Origin of the sequence: Kordiimonas marina (assembly GCF_023006325.1) — a bacterium.
GTDB lineage: Bacteria > Pseudomonadota > Alphaproteobacteria > Sphingomonadales > Kordiimonadaceae > Kordiimonas > Kordiimonas marina.
The window spans coordinates 96,318-116,653 of record NZ_JAINDF010000006.1; the positions used below are offsets into that span (position 1 = coordinate 96,318).

The 20,336-nt window shown below is 60.8% G+C and carries 25 protein-coding genes, 2 tRNA genes and 1 pseudogene; 19 read left to right on the plus strand and 9 right to left on the minus strand.

Going from position 1 to position 20,336, the window contains the following annotated elements; all coding sequences use genetic code 11:
• Window positions 1-93: 93 nt before the first annotated feature.
• The 12 genes from nhaB to K6118_RS14025 all read left to right on the plus strand — a co-directional run bounded on the left by nhaB (window position 94) and on the right by K6118_RS14025 (window position 9,264).
• Window positions 94-1,677, plus strand: coding sequence for a sodium/proton antiporter NhaB (gene nhaB / locus K6118_RS13970; protein WP_247121105.1), 1,584 nt, complete (start codon window positions 94-96; stop codon window positions 1,675-1,677).
• Window positions 1,678-1,816: 139 nt separating this feature from the next.
• On the plus strand, window positions 1,817-2,368 hold the full coding sequence (locus K6118_RS13975; protein ID WP_247121106.1) for a cold-shock protein: 552 nt from the start codon (window positions 1,817-1,819) through the stop codon (window positions 2,366-2,368).
• 12 nt (window positions 2,369-2,380) lie between these two features.
• Entirely contained in the window at window positions 2,381-2,869 is a 489-nt protein-coding gene (locus K6118_RS13980; RefSeq protein ID WP_247121107.1) for a DUF192 domain-containing protein, read from the plus strand.
• On the plus strand, window positions 2,869-3,339 hold the full coding sequence (locus K6118_RS13985; RefSeq protein WP_247121108.1) for a PaaI family thioesterase: 471 nt from the start codon (window positions 2,869-2,871) through the stop codon (window positions 3,337-3,339). The genes K6118_RS13980 and K6118_RS13985 overlap by 1 nt, the downstream gene beginning before the upstream one ends.
• 106 nt (window positions 3,340-3,445) lie before the next feature.
• A tRNA-Pro gene (locus K6118_RS13990) sits at window positions 3,446-3,522 on the plus strand.
• Window positions 3,523-3,750: 228 nt separating this feature from the next.
• Complete coding sequence (locus K6118_RS13995) at window positions 3,751-4,989, plus strand: MFS transporter (RefSeq protein WP_247121109.1); 1,239 nt, start codon at window positions 3,751-3,753, stop codon at window positions 4,987-4,989.
• 143 nt (window positions 4,990-5,132) lie between these two features.
• Complete coding sequence (locus K6118_RS14000) at window positions 5,133-5,411, plus strand: ETC complex I subunit (protein WP_247121110.1); 279 nt, start codon at window positions 5,133-5,135, stop codon at window positions 5,409-5,411.
• Window positions 5,412-5,445: 34 nt separating this feature from the next.
• A tRNA-Arg gene (locus tag K6118_RS14005) sits at window positions 5,446-5,522 on the plus strand.
• 149 nt (window positions 5,523-5,671) lie between these two features.
• A complete protein-coding gene (locus K6118_RS14010) occupies window positions 5,672-6,349 on the plus strand; it encodes a DUF969 domain-containing protein (protein WP_247121111.1) in 678 nt (225 codons plus the stop codon).
• Complete coding sequence (locus K6118_RS14015) at window positions 6,346-7,290, plus strand: DUF979 domain-containing protein (RefSeq protein ID WP_247121112.1); 945 nt, start codon at window positions 6,346-6,348, stop codon at window positions 7,288-7,290. The genes K6118_RS14010 and K6118_RS14015 overlap by 4 nt, the downstream gene beginning before the upstream one ends.
• Entirely contained in the window at window positions 7,290-8,288 is a 999-nt protein-coding gene (locus tag K6118_RS14020) for a DUF2891 domain-containing protein (RefSeq protein WP_343269985.1), read from the plus strand. The genes K6118_RS14015 and K6118_RS14020 overlap by 1 nt, the downstream gene beginning before the upstream one ends.
• A gap of 436 nt (window positions 8,289-8,724) precedes the next feature.
• Window positions 8,725-9,264 carry a hypothetical protein gene (locus K6118_RS14025; protein ID WP_247121114.1) on the plus strand — a complete coding sequence of 180 codons (540 nt, stop codon included), beginning with the start codon at window positions 8,725-8,727 and terminating at the stop codon, window positions 9,262-9,264.
• A 125-nt stretch (window positions 9,265-9,389) separates the two neighbouring features.
• Here the strand turns inward: K6118_RS14025 and K6118_RS14030 are convergent, their stop codons facing one another.
• Entirely contained in the window at window positions 9,390-10,370 is a 981-nt protein-coding gene (locus K6118_RS14030; RefSeq protein ID WP_247121115.1) for a 1-phosphofructokinase family hexose kinase, read from the minus strand.
• Between the two features lie 99 nt (window positions 10,371-10,469).
• Between K6118_RS14030 and K6118_RS14035 the strand changes: the two genes are divergently transcribed.
• Entirely contained in the window at window positions 10,470-10,922 is a 453-nt protein-coding gene (locus tag K6118_RS14035; protein WP_247121116.1) for a PAS domain-containing protein, read from the plus strand.
• A gap of 19 nt (window positions 10,923-10,941) precedes the next feature.
• Here the strand turns inward: K6118_RS14035 and K6118_RS17645 are convergent, their stop codons facing one another.
• From K6118_RS17645 to hspQ, 6 genes and pseudogenes are all read right to left on the minus strand, one after another.
• Window positions 10,942-11,547: a TOBE domain-containing protein gene (locus tag K6118_RS17645; protein ID WP_425531555.1), complete on the minus strand. Its 606-nt coding sequence runs from the start codon at window positions 11,545-11,547 to the stop codon at window positions 10,942-10,944.
• 57 nt (window positions 11,548-11,604) lie between these two features.
• Window positions 11,605-11,943: pseudogene (locus tag K6118_RS17650) on the minus strand (ATP-binding cassette domain-containing protein); the annotation flags it as partial.
• 68 nt (window positions 11,944-12,011) lie between these two features.
• Window positions 12,012-12,701 carry a molybdate ABC transporter permease subunit gene (gene modB, locus K6118_RS14045; RefSeq protein ID WP_343269976.1) on the minus strand — a complete coding sequence of 230 codons (690 nt, stop codon included), beginning with the start codon at window positions 12,699-12,701 and terminating at the stop codon, window positions 12,012-12,014.
• Window positions 12,698-13,885 carry a cystathionine beta-lyase gene (metC, locus tag K6118_RS14050; RefSeq protein WP_247121119.1) on the minus strand — a complete coding sequence of 396 codons (1,188 nt, stop codon included), beginning with the start codon at window positions 13,883-13,885 and terminating at the stop codon, window positions 12,698-12,700. The genes modB and metC overlap by 4 nt, the downstream gene beginning before the upstream one ends.
• Before the next feature lie 53 nt (window positions 13,886-13,938).
• The gene (gene sseA / locus K6118_RS14055) at window positions 13,939-14,802 is read right to left on the minus strand and encodes a 3-mercaptopyruvate sulfurtransferase (protein WP_247121120.1); all 864 of its coding nucleotides are present in this window, start codon (window positions 14,800-14,802) and stop codon (window positions 13,939-13,941) included.
• A gap of 322 nt (window positions 14,803-15,124) precedes the next feature.
• Window positions 15,125-15,457: a heat shock protein HspQ gene (gene hspQ, locus K6118_RS14060; protein ID WP_247121121.1), complete on the minus strand. Its 333-nt coding sequence runs from the start codon at window positions 15,455-15,457 to the stop codon at window positions 15,125-15,127.
• A gap of 331 nt (window positions 15,458-15,788) precedes the next feature.
• Here hspQ and queF point away from each other — a divergent pair, with 331 nt between their 5' ends.
• The 6 genes from queF to K6118_RS14090 all read left to right on the plus strand — a co-directional run bounded on the left by queF (window position 15,789) and on the right by K6118_RS14090 (window position 18,837).
• Complete coding sequence (gene queF, locus K6118_RS14065) at window positions 15,789-16,253, plus strand: preQ(1) synthase (protein WP_247121122.1); 465 nt, start codon at window positions 15,789-15,791, stop codon at window positions 16,251-16,253.
• A 1-nt stretch (window position 16,254) separates the two neighbouring features.
• Entirely contained in the window at window positions 16,255-16,629 is a 375-nt protein-coding gene (locus K6118_RS14070) for a hypothetical protein (RefSeq protein ID WP_247121123.1), read from the plus strand.
• A gap of 124 nt (window positions 16,630-16,753) precedes the next feature.
• Window positions 16,754-17,041 (plus strand): YciI family protein, encoded by a 288-nt coding sequence (locus K6118_RS14075; protein WP_247121124.1) that lies wholly within the window; start codon window positions 16,754-16,756, stop codon window positions 17,039-17,041.
• 9 nt (window positions 17,042-17,050) lie between these two features.
• A complete protein-coding gene (locus K6118_RS14080; RefSeq protein ID WP_247121125.1) occupies window positions 17,051-17,668 on the plus strand; it encodes a DNA-3-methyladenine glycosylase I in 618 nt (205 codons plus the stop codon).
• A 54-nt stretch (window positions 17,669-17,722) separates the two neighbouring features.
• Entirely contained in the window at window positions 17,723-18,610 is an 888-nt protein-coding gene (locus K6118_RS14085) for an ATP-grasp domain-containing protein (RefSeq protein ID WP_247121126.1), read from the plus strand.
• A 62-nt stretch (window positions 18,611-18,672) separates the two neighbouring features.
• Complete coding sequence (locus K6118_RS14090; RefSeq protein ID WP_247121127.1) at window positions 18,673-18,837, plus strand: glycine zipper domain-containing protein; 165 nt, start codon at window positions 18,673-18,675, stop codon at window positions 18,835-18,837.
• A 16-nt stretch (window positions 18,838-18,853) separates the two neighbouring features.
• Here K6118_RS14090 and queE read toward each other — a convergent pair whose 3' ends face one another.
• Together queE and queC are read right to left on the minus strand one after the other, a co-directional pair.
• Window positions 18,854-19,489, minus strand: a complete 636-nt coding sequence (gene queE, locus K6118_RS14095) for a 7-carboxy-7-deazaguanine synthase (protein WP_247121128.1) — start codon at window positions 19,487-19,489, stop codon at window positions 18,854-18,856.
• A gap of 110 nt (window positions 19,490-19,599) precedes the next feature.
• Window positions 19,600-20,295 (minus strand): 7-cyano-7-deazaguanine synthase QueC, encoded by a 696-nt coding sequence (gene queC / locus K6118_RS14100; protein WP_247121129.1) that lies wholly within the window; start codon window positions 20,293-20,295, stop codon window positions 19,600-19,602.
• Between the last annotated feature and the right edge of the window lie 41 nt (window positions 20,296-20,336).

The following is a 20,336-nucleotide window of genomic DNA, read 5'->3' on the forward strand; positions in this document are numbered from 1 at the left end:
CAGTTTGTCTTGATTTGAAGTCTGACGGGCGATACAAGCGTGCCTTGATATTGCCACCTTTTCGGGGGGCGACTTGTAAATGAGGGAACCGCTATGTCGCTGTTTGCGAATCCGGCAGGGAGGAATTTCCTAGGGAATTCAGCCGAGTGGTACAAATACACCATCCTCGGCTTCCTTATTCTGAACCCGCTGCTGTTTTTCTTTGTCGATCCGTTCATCGCCGGCTGGGTGCTGGTGATCGAATTCATCTTCACCCTGGCGATGGCACTGAAATGCTATCCGCTGCAACCGGGCGGTCTGTTGGCGCTCGAAGCCATCATGATCGGCATGACATCGCCGGCCAAGGTGCTGCACGAGGTTGAAGGTGGTCTTGAGGTTATCCTGCTGCTGGTCTTCATGGTTGCAGGTATCTACTTCATGAAGCCGATGCTGCTCTTCGTCTTCACCAAACTGGTGGTGAAGGTCCGCAGCAAGGTCGTGCTGTCGCTGATGTTCTCCATCGCAGGGGCCGTGCTTTCGGCCTTCCTGGATGCGCTCACGGTGACTGCGGTGGTGATTGCCATTTCTGTTGGCTTCTACTCGATCTACCACAAGGTGGCATCGGGCAAGCACTTCAGTCATGAACATGACCATCAGGATGATGAGCTGCTCGAGCCGCTGAGCGGCAACGACCTGGAAGGCTTCCGGGCTTTCCTGCGTAGCCTGATGATGCACGCTGCCGTCGGTACCGCGCTCGGTGGTGTCATGACCCTGGTGGGTGAGCCGCAGAACCTGATGATCGGTAGCCATGCGCACTGGAACTTTACCGAGTTCTTCTTCCGCATGTCACCGGTTACCGTTCCGGTCCTCTTCACCGGTCTTGCAACCTGTATTGCTCTGGAGATGACCGGCTGGTTCGGCTATGGCGCCAAGCTGCCGGATCGGGTCCTGAATATTCTGAAAGAATATGACGAGTATGAAGAATCCCGCCTGACCAAGCGTGACCGTGTCTCGCTCGCGACGCAGGCCGTGGTTGCTGTGTGGCTCGTTGTCTGCCTCATCATGCATATGCCGCCGGGCCTTGTCGGTCTGTCGGTTATCGTGCTGGCTTCCTCGCTGACCGGGGTTACCGAAGAGCACCAGATCGGCCATGCTTTCCAGGAAGCGCTGCCGTTCACCTCGCTCCTCGTGGTGTTCCTGGCCATTGTCGGCGTGATTGGCGATCAGCAGTTGTTCCACCCGATCATCCATTGGGTGCTGAGCCTCAGCGGTCATGGCCAGATCACGGCTTTCTATGTGGCAAACGGCGTTCTATCCTCAATCTCGGATAACGTGTTTGTTGCAACCGTTTACATCAGTGAGGCCATTAAGGCCCTTGAGAATGGCGTCATTACCCGTGACGTGTTCGACCTGATGGCCGTAGCGATCAACACCGGGACCAACATTCCGTCTGTGGCAACGCCGAACGGTCAGGCTGCGTTCCTGTTCCTGCTGACCAGTGCGCTCGCCCCGCTGATCCGTCTCAGCTACATGCGGATGGTTGTCATGGCATTGCCGTACACCATCACCATGTCGGTCGTTGGTTACCTTGCGGTCGCACACCTGTTGCTTCCTGTGTCGGCAAAGTTGTATGATGCTCACTTAATCGGGCATCACCACGATATGCCGACGGACTTTGGTGAGAGCGAAGGTCACTAAAAAACCTGTCCTCTTACAAAGAGTTGGACCGACGCGCCCGTGACAAAACTGTTGCGGGCGCGTCTTTTTGTGACTAGCATTATCAAAATTAGATTATTTTGTGTGCGTGTTTTGAGTGGTTTCCAAAGGGGGGAATGGTATGGACGGCCGTAATACGATCTGTTCTGAGGAACGGCCCGAGGAAATTTGCCGGGAAATTGTGGGCCGGGTCAAATGGTTTGACGCGGTTAAGGGCTACGGGTTTGTCGTCCCGGATGACGACGATGGTGATGTCCTTCTGCATTTTTCCGTCCTGCGGGATGTTGGCCGCCGGTCCGTGCCTGAAGGCACGACCGTTATTTGTGATGCCGTGGCACGCATGAAGGGCCGCCAGGCCACCAAAGTGCATTCACTGGATCTCTCGACCGCTGTCGCGCCGGAAGACCTTGGGCGGTCTTCTTTCTCGCATCCGGGCATGGACATTGATGTCTCGCCGGATTTTGAAGACGTGATCGTCAAATGGTTCAACCGCACCAAGGGCTATGGCTTCGTCTCCAGGGGCGAAGGCACGCAGGATATCTTCGTGCATATTGAAACGCTCCGCCGCGCGGGGCTGACTGATCTTGAACCGGCCCAGGCCGTGCGCGTGCGCATCGGTACCGGTGAACGGGGGCCGCTTGTTGCGCAAATCGCCCTGCCGGGCGATGCCTGAGGAATGACATCTATGTCTCTGTTTGAAGTTTCCAAAAGGGCGGGCGTGAAGCTCGCCCTCATTGCATTCATGGCCCTCATGGGGCTTAGGTCCGCTTATGCCGCAGGGGAAGCGTCCCCGCTTGACGTGGAAAGCGCAGATGGCACCAAGCATCACTTCACCGTGGAGCTGGCGCTTAACTGGGAAGATCAGGCGAAGGGCCTGATGTACCGGAAGCATCTGGACCCCAACAAGGGGATGCTGTTCGTATTCGATGAGCCGGATCATCTGTCCTTCTGGATGCGCAACTGCCTGATCCCGCTTGATATGCTTTTCATCCGCGCGAACGGCACGATTGCCAATATCGTGGCCAACGCAGAGCCGGGTACCGACACACCGCGTAAGAGCCGGGGGCGGGCAATTGCGGTTCTGGAAATTCCCGGTGGCCGCGCGGCCGAACTTGGCATCAAGCCGGGCGATATCGTCAGGCATCCGCTCCTCGGGACCGCGGAAAAGAACTGATGGCACGCGCGCCCTCTTTGGGGCCGCGCACGGCCACCCCTGACATGGTGGCCGCCGCCAACCCGCCCGAGGGCTATGTTCCCATCCAGTCCAACTCGGCCTTCGGTTGGGAAAACGGGCCGATCTTCCATAAATCCGACCCCGAACGTTACTTGCGCGGTTTCCGTGTGGCGGAGCGCCATATCAACGCCGGCGGCGTCTGCCACGGCGGCATGGTGATGACCTTCGCCGATGTGCTTCTGGCCTCCGCCGCGCTCAAGCTCGTTGACCCGCCGATGGTGACCGTGCGCATGACCACCGATTTTATCGGCCCCGCCTACCTGGGGGACTGGGTGGAGGGGGAGGCAAGCGCGGAACTGATGGACGATAACCTGATTGCCGTGCGCGGTGATGTCCGGGTCGGGGATAGGGCTGTCGCGGCTATAAGCGGTCTTTTCAAAAAGCTCAACCGTCGCCCTGACGGGAAATGACGCGCATACCCCGGTGGCGGAAACCCGGGGTTTAGCGGGGTTGATCGGTCGAAAGTTCATTTTCTCTCTTGCCAAGGGCGGCGTTAAACTCTACCAACACCGCCGTCGGGGAGTGGCGCAGCCTGGTAGCGCATCTGTTTTGGGAACAGAGGGTCGCAGGTTCGAATCCTGTCTCCCCGACCATTTTAAGAAAAGGGACTGGACCGGTTAATCGGTCCGTCCCTTTTTTTGTCTGTGTTTTGTCTCTGGGCAAAATGCCTCTTGGAAGATTAGCAGTTCGGTTGCGTGTCAATTTGTGCTGTATTGCAACTCTACAAAGAAATCCGATGCGTGAGAGAGTTTGGAGCCCTCGCCCTCGAGGGCCTGTCTGACGCACCGGGCTAGAGGTTTATCTTTTCAAGGATCATATCAATGTCCCAGTCGCAGAAGCTGCTGCCGCCCTGGCTTTTGGCCTTCGGCAACTTGCCGCTTGGCATCAACAGTGCCGTTTGCTTGATCACCATCCCGGATATGCTGGCCGCCGCCCATGTGCCGGAGGGCCAGATCGCCACGGCGACCTCGCTGTTCCTCTCGACCGGTTTCATCTCCATCCTGTTGGCGCCGCTCCTCGACTGGCGTCTGCCCCGGCGGACCTATGCGATCGGTTTCGCGGTCCTCAATGCCGTGTGCAACTTTTTCATCCCGCTGGCGGTGTCCAACATTCCGCTCCTGACCGTCCTGATGTTCCTGTCCGGTATGGCCAACGCCATGTGCATCAGCGCCATGGGCGGCTGGTTCTCCGACCTGGTGCCCAAGGAAAAGAAAGACGCGCTGGGGGCCTGGTTCACGGTAATCAATTTCGGTGCCGGGGGCATCCTGGCCGCGCTGATCATGTATCTCCTGCATGAGCTGCCGTCGCCGCTCGGTGAGGCTGCCACTGCTGTGTTGAGCCTCCTGGTCGTGATACTTTTCTATGTCACCCCGTGCCCGCCGGCCGACAAGACGCTGGCATCGGAAAGCTTCCGCAACTTCGCCCGCGATGTCTCAGGCCTGTTCCGCCGCAAGGAAGTGCTGTGGGTGATGCTGATCTTCATCGCACCGTCCGCCTCCTTTGCGCTCACTAACACCTTGTCCGGCTTTGGCCATATCTACCATATCTCCGATGAGATGGTCGGGGTGCTCGGCGGGGCTGGCGTGGCCGTGGCCGGGGTTGCCGGTGCGCTTCTGGTGCCCTTGATCACCAAGCGCCTGTCGCCGGTCGCGACCTATCTGCTGGTCGGGCTGATTGGCGCGGTCTTCACCCTTACCCTGATCCCGGCGCCGAAGGACCCGACCTTCTTCGGGGTTGCCATCCTCGGACAGAATCTGTTCCAGGCTGCCGCCTTCGCCGCCGCCAATGTCATCACCCTGCGCGCGATCGGGCATGACAACCCGCTGGCTGCGACCCAATATAGCGTGCTGATCGGCGTGACGATGATCCCGCTCACCTATATGCAGATGGCGGACGGCCATGCCTTTGACTTCGGCGGCCTTGCCGGAACCTTCGCCACCGACGCGCTGGTCAGCGGCGCGGCCTGCCTGATTTTGGGCCTTCTGTACTGGCGCTTTGGCCGCCGGTCTATGCCGGACGTGGAGACGGCTGCGCCGGTACCCGCAAGCCCGGCCGAGTGATGGATTTTTCGATTTCCTTCCTCGCCCGATTGGGATAGGGTGCGCAACCGCCGGAAGCGCCTGATCCGCAGGCCCGGCATAGGATAATCACCAAGCCTGACAGGCCCTATGGCCGTCAGGCCTTTGTTGGAGGATGAGGGCCCGTGAAAGCGCGCATTTACCAACCCGCTAAAAACGCAATGCAGTCCGGCACCGGCAAAACCCACAAGTGGGTGCTGGAGTTCGAACCGGAAACGCCGAAGAAGATCGACCCTGTCATGGGCTGGACCGGCTCGTCCGACATGCGCGGCCAGGTCAAGCTGAAGTTCGAGACGCTCGATGAAGCGCAAGGCTATGCCGACCGCAACGGTATCCCGTTCGAGGTGCTGCCGACCCACAAGAAGAAGCGCCACATCCAGGCCTACGCCGACAACTTCAAATAAGGGCAGGGGTGCCCAAGGCGCCCGCCCCCGGCACGGCCCCGTAGCTCAACTGGATAGAGCACCGGACTTCTAATCCGACGGTTGCAGGTTCGAATCCTGCCGGGGTCGCCACTTTCCGAACGTCAAAATATGAGGGCGGTGCCGTTTGGCAGCGCCCTTTGTCATTTCCGTCCCTTGCAGATCAAGGCGATTTGAACACCCCACCGTTTGACAATGTCCCCCACCATCGTATTCTCGCCGCAGCTTATGGGGAGAAATATATGCTGGTTCTTTTGGCGATTGCCGTTCTGGTCATCGGGCTCGTGCTGCGGCTCAATCCGCTGGCCGTGGTGCTGGCCTCGGCCGCGACGGCGGGGTTTGCGGCGGGCCTTGACCCGGTCGAGCTTCTGGAAAAGTTCGGCCACGCCTTCAACGCCAATAAATATGTCACAGCGGTCTTCCTGGTCATCCCGATGATCGGCATGCTCGAAGACCATGGCCTGCAGGAGCGGGCGCGGGGGGTTATCCTCGGCTTCCGCAACGTGACCCTCGGGCGGCTCTTGCTTCTGTACATGCTGTTCCGTCAGGTGGTGTCGGCAATCGGCCTGACCCAACTGGGTGGCCACCCGACCATGGTGCGCCCGATGCTGGCGCCGATGGCGGAAGCCGCGGCTGAGCGGGACGACAGCAAATTGAGTGACGATGAGGTCAAGGCGCTGAGTGCTGCGACCGACAATATCGGCCTGTTTTTCGGCGAAGATATCTTTCTCGCGATCGGCTCGATCCTCTTGATGAAAGGCATATTGGACAGCTACGGTATCCATGTGGAGCCGTTCGAGCTTTCCCTGTGGGCCATCCCGACGGCGATCGCCGCTTTCCTCATCCACGGTTTCCGGCTGCTGATGCTGGATCGGCACCGCCGTAAAGCGGGCCTCAAGTCCGAGGAGGCGGCGGAATGATCGGGCTCGAACAAGTCTACCAGCTTGCGGGGCTGATGTTCGCGGGCTTTGCCATCCTCAGCCTGAAGGACAGGACCGACAAGCGCCGCTGGTTCAATATGATGCTATGGGCGCTTATCGCCTTCAGCTTCCTGTTCGGGGACTATATCGGCGGGGTCGCCAACGCTTTTCTGGCCATCGCCATTGTCGTGGTCGCCGCCTCGGGGCGCACGGGGGCGGCACCTGACGCCTCGGTTGATGAAACCACCCGGATCGCCGGCGCGAAACGGTTCGGCAACTGGCTGTTCCTGCCCGCACTCATGGTGCCCTTCATTGCGCTGGCCGGCACCATCTTCTTCAAGCTGGTGCCCGGCATTGTCGTCGGGTCTGAGGCGACGCTGGTGTCGCTTGCCCTGGGGGCGCTCCTGGCGGCGCTCGTTTGCGTGCTCTGGTTCCGGGCGGGGGCGGTCGCGCCGTTCCGCGAAGGCGTGCGGCTGATGGACGGCATCGGCTGGGCGGTGCTTCTGCCGCAGATGCTGGCGGCGCTCGGCGTGGTGTTCGCGCTTGCCGGTATGGGCAAGGTGGTGGGTGACCTGCTCGGCTATGTCGATACCGGGGGCAGCCTCCTCGCGCAGGTGGCGCTTTATTGTTGCGGCATGGCGGCCTTCACGGTCCTGATGGGCAATGCCTTCGCTGCCTTCCCGGTGATGTTTACCGCCATTGGCGCGCCGCTCCTGATCCATGGTCATCACGGCAACCCGGCGGCGGTGGCGGCGATCGGCATGCTCGCCGGTTTCTGCGGCACGCTGGTCACGCCGATGGCGGCCAACTTCAACCTCGTGCCCGCGGCGCTTCTGGAGCTGAAGGACAGCTACGGTGTCATCCGGGCGCAACTGCCCACCGCCGCCCTTATGTTGGTGGCGAATATCCTGTTGCTTTATTTTCTGGGGTTCGGACATTGATCACACAGCTAACGCCTGATTTCGCTTCCACCTTCGTGCGCCTCACCATTGGGCATCTGACGCGCGAGTATCCCAACAAGCTCGACCATGTGATGGCGGGGCCCGCGGATGTTCAGTCGCCCTCGGCGCTGCATCCGATTTTTTACGGCAGCTTCGACTGGCACAGCTGCGTACACGGCTGGTGGCAGATCATGCGCCTTCTGCGCACTTACCCGGACCTGCCGGAAGCCGGTGCCATCCGGGACTTGGCGGACAAAATGCTGGTGCCCGAAAAGGTCGCGGGCGAATGCGCTTACCTGGAGCAGCCGAGTAGCCGTGGCTTCGAACGCACCTATGGCTGGGCGTGGCTGTTGGCCCTGCATCATGAGCTCAGCCGCCATGAGGACACCCGCTGGGCCACAGCGCTCGAGCCGCTCGCGCGCATGTTTGCCGCCCGCTTCCATGATTTCCTGCCCAAGCTGACCTATCCGATCCGCCACGGCATTCATTCCAACACCGCCTTCGCCTTCACGCTGGTCCTGGACTGGGCGCACGCCCATGACAAGCCGCTTGCGGCCTTGATGGCGGACCGGGCCATGGCGTGGTTCGAAAAGGACAGGGCGGCGCAGGCGTGGGAACCGTCAGGCGATGAATTCCTGTCACCGACGCTCATGGAAGCAATGCTGATGAGCCGCCTGATGGACGCGCCAGCCTTCGCCCAATGGTTCGCGGCTTTCCTGCCGGACATTACCGATGGGTACCCTGAATGCCTGCTGACGCCCGCCACGGTGTCGGACCGCACAGACGGCAAGATCGCGCATCTGGATGGGCTCAACCTCAGCCGTGCCTGGTGTTGGCGCGGCCTCGGGGCCAAGCTTACAGGTAATGCATCCCTGCAGGCGCTGTCGGCGGAGGCCAGCGAACGCCATTTGGCTGCTGCTTTGCCGCATCTGGCGGGCGACTATATGGGTGAACACTGGCTGGCGACCTTCGCCCTCCTGGCGCTGCAAGGGCTCTGATCGTTCATCTGCTGCTTGCTTGCCGTGTGTTTTAATCCCATCGGATTCGCTGGCCTGGAGGTGGCGCAGGCGTATCCGAATCAGCATTCGGTATGGTTAGGGCGATGTTGGCAGCAGAAGCCTCGACGTCTCTGTAGGCCTCCTTCAGTTGGGCGCACGCGGGGATGCCTGTGATCTGTCATGATTTGCGGTCACTAAACCGTATCTCATTGGAATCCCTGAATATTGGTAGACTACCCCGGTTCGTAAGGGTGGCAGGGCGCTTCTGACAGGTTGATGCTGTGCACTCTGCGGATGGGCCTTCCGCTCAATAGCTCAAGGCTTCCCGCGGCTTTCGGATGTGTATCGATTCGGGACAGACACGCGAAAATATTGCTTTTTAATTAAATTTGAGTCGATGATGTCGCCGGGATGTAATTTACCGGAGGGAAGATTTATGAAACGCCACCTCGCCATCGCTTTAAGTGTAGCAGTTGTCGCCGCTGGCGCGTCTGTGGCCAGTGATGCTGCCTACACGCCGAAATTCAATGCCGAATGCTTTGCCCCAGTTTCCGCGTTCCGCGCGGGCCTGCCGGCTGTTGCTGGTGCCGAGAAAATGTCGGCCCAGGACAAAATCGGCAAGCTGACAGACAAATTCTCAGGGGTTGTTGAAGCCGTGCAGAAGGCTCAGTCCTGCTATCAGGGCGCTTTGAAAGCTTCCGCCGGTGCCGCTGATCATGTTGCTGACATTCAGGCTGGTGCCAAGGAAGTCGGCCGGATCTTCCGCCTGAACTATGAACAGTATCAAAGTGCGATGGAGCCGCTGACGGCTGCCGCCATGGGCGAGATCGCTCCGGCTGCCGGTGGTGATGGTGATCAGGTTGGCATGGATAGCGCCATGCAGGCCGTGACCAACTCCATGTTCGTCGACGAATGGGCCAAGAAGGCACTCGACGGCCAGAAGGCTCTCGAAGAATCTGCCAATAAACCCGAATAGGCCAAACCCGACGCGGCCGTCATGGCGCTCGTGCTCCAGCGTCTGTCGGCTGTATCCGGGTTTGGCTTTGCCGAAAGGCGCAGAACCGCTCCGTCCGCCCGGAGCGGTTTTTGCTTGTTATGGCCTTAGGCCTGGATGGCGGTGATTTCAGCAGCGTGCGCCAGCCGCCAGACATCCTCGGCATGGCAAAGTTCGGTCCCCGGGGTCATTACGGCGGCTGAGCCCGCCCCGACGCCGGTGCGGAAAGCTTCCTCCACCGGCTTATTCCAGGCAAGCGCCCAGGCCATGCCTGCGGTGAAGCTGTCGCCAGCGCCGACCGCGCTCCGCGTCTCCAGGGGCAGGGGAGCTGCCCGCCAGGCGCCTTCGGGGGTTACCAGAAGGGCGCCGGCTTCACCGAGGGTTAGCGCAACATTCTCCGCCTTGCCGTCTGCGACCAGGGCCCTGCAGGCCACCAGTTGGGCGGTCTCATCAGGGAGCGCGTGGCCCACAAGGGCTTCCAGTTCCACAAGGTTGGGCTTGATCAGCCGGATACCGGGGCCGAGCGCGGCCTTGAGGGCATCATGGGTGGCATCCAGCACGAAGGGCAGATTGTGGGCGTGGGCGATAGCGGCGACGCGAGCATAAAAGTCTGACGGGACGCCGGGCGGCAGGCTGCCGCTGGCCACGATCATCGAAATATCCGCCGTTTCCGCCTCAATGCGATCCAGGCAGTTTTGCCATTCCGTCTCGCTCAGGGTCGGGCCCGGCACCACGAAACGGTACTGATCCCCCGTTGCCGTCTCGGTGGCGGTGAAATTCTCCCGCGTGTCGCCGCCGATGGGCACGATCAGCTCCTGCACGCCCTCCCGCGCGACCAGGTCCCCGAGAAGGGTGCCGATGGGGCCGCCTGCGGGGAACAGGGCGTGGACGTCACCACCCAGGCGCTTGATCACCCGTGCGACATTGATGCCGCCGCCGCCGGCATCGCGCCGGGCCATTGTGCAGCGCATCTTGCGGGTAGGCGCGACGGAGGGCGTGTCGGTCGAAATATCGACGGCCGGGTTCATGGTGATGGTCAGGATCGGTTTCATGGTCGACAGCATCCCCGCAAGTCGTTGAGAAGACATTGATAAAAATCAATGCGACGAAACGGCGGGATTGGCAAGTGTGTCCGACTATTGTTAAGCTCACCTCGCCGTACCGGTGACAGAAAGGACAGACCCGCCATGACAGCTTCCAAGCCGTATGAATTGCCGAAAAAAATGAGCCCGGAGCTGGAGCGCGTTGTCGCCTACTGGCGCAGCCTGTTGCGGGGGAGCGCGGAAATGCCGTTCGCGGATGACCTGTCGCTCGAAGCTCTGCCGGATATGGCGCCGCGTCTTGCGCTCGTCGAGGTCTTTACGCTTCCGGAACGTTTCCGGCTGAGCTTCATCGGCGGGGAGCTGGCGACCAAGCAGACCGAGCCGCTTCTCGGCAAATATCTCGATGAGGTCGAGCTTTATTTCCCGCTTGAATTCCTGCGCTCGCAGGCGAGTGCGACGGTCGAATCCGCATCCCCGACCTGCCATGCGCAAGCCGCGAGCAAGGACGGCGAACACGCCGCCTACAGCCGCCTGATGCTGCCGATGTGGGGTGATGGGCATATCAGCCTTATCCTGGTCGCGCTGGACTGGGACTGAGATTTGAGGGGGGGGAGGCTTAGCCTTCCACCAGCATTTCCTTGACCGCGACGGCCTTGATGAGCGCGAAGACGGTATCGCCTTCCTTGAGGTTTAGGGCCTTGTAGGACCGCATGGTGATCCGGCTTTTAAGCTGGACACCGTCTGCGGTTTCAAGCGCGATATCGTAACCGCTTGGGCGTTCGGTCACCCCTGCGATGCGGCATTCGATCTGGTTGAGGATGCTGACGTCCTCCAGGGCGTGTTTCGACAGCGCGACATCGCGGCCCAGCACGCGCAGACGCAACCGGCAGCCTTCCGGTTCGCCGTCATCGGGCAACATCAGCGAAGTGTTGCCGTTGCAACAGCTAATGAGCCCATCCTGTCGCCCCCCAACAGTTGCCTCGATCAGGCTGCCGGCATCGTCGATATTCAGAAGGCGGGCAGTCTCGGCGTGGGCAAGGACCGTCTCGATCGGGCCGGAGGTCACCGTGCGCGCGGGGGCCATCAGCACGGCATCGTCCGCCGCGAACAGCATTTCCTCAATCTGGTGGGTGATCAGGATCACCGGCACGCCCGAAAGCCTTGCGCTGGTGCGGATCAGCGTCATCAGGTCCCGCCGCCTGACAGGGTCGAGCCCGGTCATCGGTTCATCGAGGATCAGGAGCTTCGGCTGGGTGGCGAGCGCCCGGACGATGGCGACACGCCGGGCTTCGCCGCCGGAAAGCGTGTGCGGGCGGCGGTCCATCAGGTGGCCGATCCCCGCCTCCTCGGCATAGCGGGCAATTTCTGCTTCCGCGATCTTGGCACCAAAGCCGATGTTGGCTTTTACGCTAAGGTGCGGGAAGAGGGCGCTGTCCTGTGGGACAAGCGCGATCCCGCGTTTGTAGGCGGAGACATTTACCCCGGCGGCGCTATCATACAGCGTTTCGCCATTCACCCGGACATGACCTTCTGTCGGTTGGCTAAGGCCGGCGATCAGCCGGGCGAGTGTGCTTTTTCCCACTCCTGAAGGACCGATAAGCGCAGTCACGTCACCACCGGCGCTGAACGTTGCATTCCCCGGGTCTTCGGCGACATGCCAGCGGAGCGCGATATCGACCGCCGCACTCATGCCAGGCCCCGTTTCTTGCGCGCACGGCGGCTCAGCGTCTCGGAAATGAGAAGGCTCAGAAGCGCCGGGATCAGGCTGAGGAGCGCCAAGCGGGCGGCTGCCGCTTCCCCGCCCGGGCTTTGCGCGGCGCTATAGAGCGCGAGCGGCAGTGTCTGGGTCAGCCCCGGAATATTGGCGGCGAAGGTAATGGTGGCGCCGAATTCGCCGATGGCCCGCGCGAAGCCAAGCACGGCGCCCGACAGGATACCAGGCCAGGCAAGCGGCAGGCTGACGGCATAAAAGCGCCGCCAAGGGCCCGCGCCCAAGGTTGTGGCGACATCGCCAAAGGCCGGGCTTTCGGCCTCAAACGCTTGGCGGATGGAGCGGATCATCAACGGCAGCGCCATGATGCCGCTCGCGAGCGCAGCGCCCTGCCATTTGAAGGCGGGGCTGAGGCCGTGTGCCTGCAGCCATCCCCCGAACGCCCCAGTGGGCGCGAAGGCGATCAGCAGCAGGTAACCGACGACGACCGGCGGCACCACCAGCGGGATATGGAGAAGGACGTCGAGGATGGTCTTGCCCGGGAAACGCCAGCGGGCCAGCATAAAAGCCGCAAAAAGCGCGACAGGCAGGCCCGCGAGCGTCGCGGTGACGGCGACTTTGAAACTGAGCGCGAGCGCTGCACTTTCAAAATCGCTCAGCATCAAAGACCCGCCTTTGCCTTATAGAGATCCAGCCCTTCGGCAAGATCAGCGATCAGGTCATCCGTGTCTTCAAGGCCGATATGCAGGCGGATGAGCGGCCCTTCGGCCTTCCACGGCGTGGCGGTGCGGGCATAGGCCGGGTTCGACGGCAGGATCAGGCTTTCGAAGCCGCCCCAACTGAAGCCCATCTTGAAATATTTCCGGCCGTCGACGAGCGCGGCGGTATCGGAATAGCCGCCGCCCTTGAGGACGACGGAGAAGAGACCGCTGGAGCCCGCGAAATCCCGTTTCCAGACGTCATGGCCCGGGCAGTCCGGGAAGGCCGGGTGCAGTACGCGGGACACCATGGGGTGGTCCTTCAGCCATTTGGCGACGGTGAGCGCATTCTGTTCATGCTGCTTGAGCCGGACACCGAGGGTGCGCAAGCCACGGAGGCCGAGGAAGGCATCGTCGGGCGACACGGTCTGGCCCAGCTGGAAGGCAACGGTCTGCAGCCGCTTGAAGGCGCGTTCGTTCGCGGTGGCGCTGCCGAGCATGACGTCGGAATGGCCGCCGATATATTTGGTGCAGGCATGGACCGAGACGTCCGCGCCCATCTCCAGCGGCTTGAGGAGCAGCGGCGTCGCCCAGGTGTTGTCCACCATCACCATGATATCGCGCTTTTTGGCGGCGGCGATGATGGCGGGCAGGTCCTGAACCTCGAAGGTGAGCGAGCCCGGGCTTTCAGCGACGATCAGGCTGGTGTTCTCGCGGAACAGGTCCTCGATCCCGGCGCCGATCATCGGGTCATAATAGGTGGTCTCAACGCCCATATCCTTCATCAGGCCATTGGCGAAGGAGCGCGTGGGCTCATAGGCGCTGTCGGTGATGAGGACATGGTCGCCTGCTTTGACAAGCGCGAGCATGGCACCGGTGACGGCGGCGATTCCGCTCGGGTACAGCATGGTGCCCGCGCCGCCTTCAAGCTCGGTGATCGCTTCGGTGAGCGCCCAGTGGGTCGGTGTTCCCTTGCGGGCATAGAACAGATGCTTGGCGCCGGGGTCTTCCGCACGTTCCCTCAGCTGCGCGTAGGTTTCAAACACGCAGGTGGAGGCGCGGTAGACCGGCGGGTTGACGATCCCGTGGGTCCATTCCTTGCGGCGGCCGGCAATGACGAGCTCGGTATCGGCGTTGTTACTTTTACTCATGTTTCTCTTGGGGCTCCCTAAGCGTCTGGTCTTTGGCGGCCCCAAAAGACGCCTTAGCGCGCGGGGCCTGTCTCGATCGGCAGGCCGGGGGCTGAGCCCCAATCGGTCCAGGACCCATCATAGACCGCGACATCTTCCTTGCCGATGGTCGAGAATGCAAGCATTAGCACGCAGGCGGTGACGCCGGAGCCACAGGTGGTGACAACCGGGCGCATCATGTCCACCCCAGCGGCCATGACCTTTTCCTTGACCGTCTCAGCGGGCAGGAGGGTGCAGTCGGGGCCAAACAGGGTTGCGAACGGCAGGTTGCGGGCGCCGGGGATGTGGCCGGACTTGAGACCGGGCCGGGGTTCGGGCACGGAGCCCTCGAACCGCGCCGCGCCACGGGCATCGAGAATCTGTTCACGGCCATTTTGCAGGATCATCAGCATATCGTCCTGCGACCGGTAGAGCGACGGCTGGAACCTGGAAGTAAAGGTGCCGGGCGCGCGGACGGTCTTCTCTTTGGTGAGCGGTCGTCCTTCGGCCTTCCATTTGGCGAGGCCACCATCGAGGACATAGACATTCTTGTGCCCGAACACGCGCAGCATCCACCAGGCGCGGGCGGCGGAGCGCACATCGCTATGGTCATAGACGACGATGGTATCGTCGTTGGAGATGCCAAGCTCACGCATGGAGGTGTTGAACTGGTCCGGGTTCGGGAGCGTGTGCGGCAGCGGCGAGGCCGGATGCGAAATTTCGTCGATATCGAAAAAAGCGGCGCCGGGTATGTGGGCTGCGTCGAATTCGGCGCGGCCGTCACGCTTGCAGTCAGGCATATGCCAGCTGGCGTCGAGGGGGATGATGGCGCTGCCGCTTTCGGGCGCAGCCAACTGATCCGCGAGCCAACGGGTAGAAACAAGCGGGGATCGGATCATGTGGGGTTCCTGCGGTTTGTTCCTAAAAACACGGTCCGCCTAACCATGAGCGGACCGGCGGCAAGACTATGCCTCCGAGCGTTTCTTTTCAATCTGGCAATAGACTCAGGGCAGCTATGCACTGAGCGCAGAGCTTAGAGCGATGTTTTTGGCGGACCGGGCTGGGTCTCAGAACGGAAAATCTAAGGAGATGATAAGGAAAAAGGGCACGCGGGGGAGTGCGTGCCCTTTCCCTGCCTTGGCTCCGATACTCAAATACAATGGGGAGGCCAGTGCGTAATTCTAAGTCTATGGCTGGGCCCCGGGGGTAAGGGCCCTGGCGTCAGTTCACAATATGGCGGCTCGCGAGATCCCCGCTTTTGCGGTGCCGGAATAGTCGTTCCAGCAGGGGGTGTTCAAAGCTTTCGGTCGATGCCTCTTCGGCGCAGACCTCAAGGTTTTCTTCCGCCACATAGGTTGTGTGGGTCTCACCGTCCACAAGGACGTGATACCAGGGGCGGTCCTTCCTCGGATGCGTACTAGCCATAATGTCATACCATTCAGGAGACTGGCTGTAGACTGCGTCCACATCGAAGATCAGACCGCGGTAGCCGAACCGGCGATGGCGAACCACCGTTCCGGGGGCAAAATGTGCGACTTGAATATGTTGTGCCATCTTTCTTCTCCTCATTGTCGGCCCGTTCTTAGCCTCACTCTCTTGGGGAGCCGACACGGCCACTTCTTGGCCTCTATATTCATGACTATAAAACGGGCAAATTAATAAAACCTGAACTAATCATTCAAAAATGTTTACCTTTTGGTAATTATATTTCAAATGTGGGGTGGTCTGTTAAGAAGTTCAAGGGGGCTGGCCCGCCGCCTGCGACAAGAGGTTAACGAAAAAACTTTTGACATTTATGGGCCGGGCGTCGCATAGGCTGCACTTAGATAAACCAAGGCCCAGGTTGGGCGGCGGCCCCAAAAGAAAGCCACAGGACGGACGACCGATGAGCAAGGAAATCTATAAAGGCCTGCAGCAGCTGGGTAGCAAAAGTGCGGCCCCGCAGAGCCCCGAGGAAGCGGTTCTGGAATATGTGCCGAACCCGCGCGCGGGCACGGACTATCTGGTGCGCTTTACCTGCCCGGAATTCACCTCGCTCTGCCCGGTGACCGGCCAGCCGGATTTCGCCCATCTGGTGCTTGATTATGTCCCCGCCGACATGCTGGTCGAAAGCAAGTCGCTGAAGCTGTTCCTGCAGGCCTTCCGCAACCATGCGGCCTTCCATGAGGATTGCACCGTCGGCATTGCCGAGCGGTTGGTCGAGGAAATGAAGCCCAAGTGGTTGCGTCTCGGCGGTTATTGGTACCCGCGCGGCGGTATCCCGATCGATGTCTTCTACCAGACCGGCGAAGCCCCCGCAGGCGTGTGGATCCCGGAGCAGGGCGTCGCCAACTACCGCGGGCGCGGGTAAGATGCGCGTTGCCTTCTTCCTTGCTGTATGTGCATTGCTTTTTCCGGTTTCAGTGGATGCCGAGACATACGCATCAAGTGGCGGCTGGCAGGTTCGTAATGCTGATATAGAACAACTGGAAAGCAAATTAAGCTTGCCTAAGGAGGCATACCCCTTAGGTAGCTATCAGCGTTACTATCAGGGACAAATAGTCGCTGGGCACAAGGTTGTCTTGGGTCATTTCCTTCATACAGACCCGAGTAAATTTGGGGTCGTTATTCTCTCCAGTCAGGCCCCAATGCCCCGCATCTTTGATGGTGGCTGTATCATGGTTACAGTCAGGTGGAACTATGACGCGCAGAAAACTATTTCTGTCGCGTGTAATGGTCGCGCCTAGCATTTTCTATTCATGTTTGGTTGGCTAAATATTCCTGACATTATTTGTCAGGAGAAAACATGTATTATTCTACCGGAATAACGTGGCAGCGCAGGCCTGCTGCCGATGAGGGGAGAATACCATCATGTTTATCGTGTTTCTCACGCTTGGCGAAAATCGGGATAAGGTTCCCGACTATCTGGAAGACCACAAGGCCTGGCTCAAACGCGGGCTTGACGATGGGGTGTTCCTGCTCGCGGGCACGCTGGAGCCAGGGCGGGGCGGCGCTATCCTTGCCCACAATCTTGACCAGGCCGCCCTTGAAGCCCGGGTCAGCGAAGATCCGTTTGTTGCCAATGGGGTTGTGGCATATGAAATCCATGAGGTTTCACCGGCCTTCACGGATGAGCGCCTGGCATTTCTGAAAAGCTGAGGGGACTTTATGAGCGATCTATTCACCGGGCCGGACGGCCAGCCACGCTGCCATTGGTGCAGCGCCACGCCTGACTATGTCGACTATCATGACCGCGAATGGGGCTTCCCGGTCGCCGACGACAGGCGGCTGTTTGAAAAGCTGTGCCTTGAAGGCTTCCAGTCCGGCCTCAGCTGGCGCACCATTTTGGCGAAGTGGGAGAATTTTCGCGCGGCGTTCGCGGGCTTCGACTATGACAAGGTCGCGGCCTTCACGGAGGCGGATGTGGAACGGCTTCTTCAGGACGCCGGCATCGTCCGTCACCGCGGCAAGATCGAGGCGGTGATCAACAACGCCGCCCGCGCGCAGGAACTGGTGGCGGAAAAAGGCTCGCTCGCCGCTTATTTTTGGGGCTTTGAGCCTGCGGCCGAGGACCTGCCCGAGCCACAGACCGTTTCCACGACGCCAGAATCGGTAGCGATTTCCAAGGATCTCAAGAAGAAGGGGTGGAAATTCGTTGGCCCGACCACGGTTTATGCCTTCATGCAGGCCATGGGGCTCGTCAACGACCATGCGGATGGCTGCGCCGTTCGCGAAAAAGTCATCAAGGCGCGGGCGGAATTCGACAGTCCGGGCTGTCGCGGATGATCGAGTTCGGCTATAAGGCGGTCCGATCAATTTCGTTCGGACCGGAGCCTCTATATGCGCCTTGCTTTTCTTGCTTCCCGTGACACGCTGCCCGGCTCGCCCACGCGGCGGGTCGATGCTTTTGAACATGACCAGATGATGGATTTCCTGGAGGCCGCTTTCACGCGCCACGGCGCCAGCGTTGAGGCCGTGTCGTGGGACGATGCGTCGGCTGACTGGGCGGCCTATGACGCCGTGATGATCGGCACGGCCTGGGACTATCAGGACCGGTTGGAGGAGTTCCTCGCCACGCTCGCGCGGATTGAGGCGGTGACCCGGCTTTATAACCCGCGTGCGCTGGTCGCCTGGAACGCTGACAAACGCTACCTCCGGGACCTGGAAGAGAAGGGCGTGCGCCTTATCCCGACCCGCTGGGCCGACCGGGTGACCGAAGATGTGGTTGCTGCCGCCTTCGCCGATTTCGACACCGATGAACTGGTGGTCAAGCGCCAGGTGGGGGCGGGGGCTGCGGGCCAGCACAAGCTGCATCCGGGTGACCCGGTACCCCATATGCCGGAGCCGATGATGATCCAGCCGTTCCTGAAGGCGATCGTCGAGGAAGGCGAGCTCAGCTTCATCTTCATCGGTGGGGCGTTCAGCCATGCGCTTCTCAAGACCGCGGCTGCGGGGGATTACCGCATCCAGTCCTGCTATGGCGGGCAGGAAACGCCGGTGGTGCCGGATGATGCCGACATCAAGGCTGCGGCGCATGCGCTTTCCGCCCTGGAGGCCGCGCCGCTTTATGCCCGGGTCGACATGATCCGCGCCGAAGACGGCACGCTGCGCCTGATGGAGATGGAGCTGATTGAGCCGTTCCTGTACCCGCTTCAGGGGCCGGAACTGGGTGAGCGGCTCTATCAGGCGATTGCGGCGCGTGTGGGGACGGATACAAAAGGCTCGTAATCCAGGTTTTTTTCCGGCACCTTTGGTCTTAGGGGACTGGGACCAAGGAGGAGCAAGGCCTTATGGCCGAAGGAAACCGCCAGAAAAACCCGAAATATCTCGCCGTGGGCATAGCACTCGGCGTGGCGTTCGGTGTGGCTTTACATGAAATCGCTATCGGTATTGCCCTGGGGGTCGCCTTCGGTGTGCTGTGGCAACGCTATCAGGACGGCAAGGACGGCTGCTGAGCCGCCTACGCGCCCATCACGGAATACCGACCACCTTGTGCGTCTGAACGCTTAAGCGCCATTTGGGGTGCGCCTTGCAATAATCGATGGCACGTGCCGTGTTCTCAGCCTGCGTCGGGCTGTCCATCGGCTGCAGGAAGAAATGGTCGAAATCCAGATGCTCGAACTGGGCCGGATCGCCGCCTTCCTGCGGATAGACGAGCTTCAGTTCCTGCCCGCTGGTCACGATCATCTCCGAGCCGATTTTCGGGCTGATGCACAGCCAGTCGATGCCGTCTGGCGGCAGGACCGTGCCGTTGCTTTCAACCGCGATCTCGAACCCTGCAGCATGGAGTGCTTTTATGAGCGCCTCATCCAGCTGCAACAAGGGCTCCCCGCCGGTGCAGACCACCAGCGGCGTGCCGCCTGCGCCCATCGGCCACTGGGCCGTGACCGCGGCGGCCAAATCTTCCGCCGTTTTGAACTTGCCGCCGCCTTCACCGTCGGTGCCGATGAAATCGGTGTCGCAGAACTGGCAGATGGCGGTCGTACGGTCCCGCTCAAGCCCGCTCCAGAGGTTGCAGCCGGCGAAGCGGCAGAAAACCGCCGGGCGTCCGGCGTTCGCGCCTTCACCCTGCAGCGTATAGAACAGTTCTTTGACCGTATAGACCATCAGGATCTATCCCATTTTCGGTGTCATGCTGAATTTGTTTCAGCATCCATTTTCTGGACCCTGAATCAAGTTCAGGGTGACGGCAATGATACTATCGGCGCCCGCCGAGCTTAGCCCTGATAGCGCGTGGGGTCGGGGATGCCGGCCTCACGGAAGCCCTTCTGGCGCAGTTGGCAACTGTCACAGTGGCCACAGGCGCGGCCTTCTTCGTCCGGGTCGTAGCAGCTGATGGTCATGGCGTAATCGACGCCGAGGCGCGTGCCTTCGGTCACGATCTCCGCCTTGGTCATGTCAATCAGCGGCGTCTGGATGCGGATGCGCTCGTCTTCGGTGACACCGGCTTTGGTGGCGAGGTTCGCCATGGTCTCGAACGCCGCGATATATTCAGGACGGCAGTCCGGGTAGCCGGAATAGTCGAGCGCGTTGACGCCGATGAAAATATCCTTGGCGCCGACGACTTCAGCGTAGGCGAGGGCGAACGACAGGAAGATGGTGTTGCGCGCGGGCACGTAAGTGACCGGAATGTCGTGGCTCATGTCCTCGTCCGTGCGGTCCTTCGGCACGTCGATATCGGCCGTCAGCGCGCTGCCACCGAAGGTGCGGAGGTCCAGCACTGCCGTCTTGTGTTCAGTGACGCCCAGATACTTGGCAACCCGGTCGGCGGCTTCCAGTTCTACACTGTGGCGCTGGCCATAGCGGAAGGAAAGCGCGTGCACGTCATAGCCCTGGTCACGCGCGATGGCGACGACCGTCGCACTGTCGAGCCCGCCCGAGAGAAGAACAACTGCTTTTTTCCGCGTTTCCATGATCGCCTCTTATAAAACAAAACTGCCGGGCGCCCTATAGC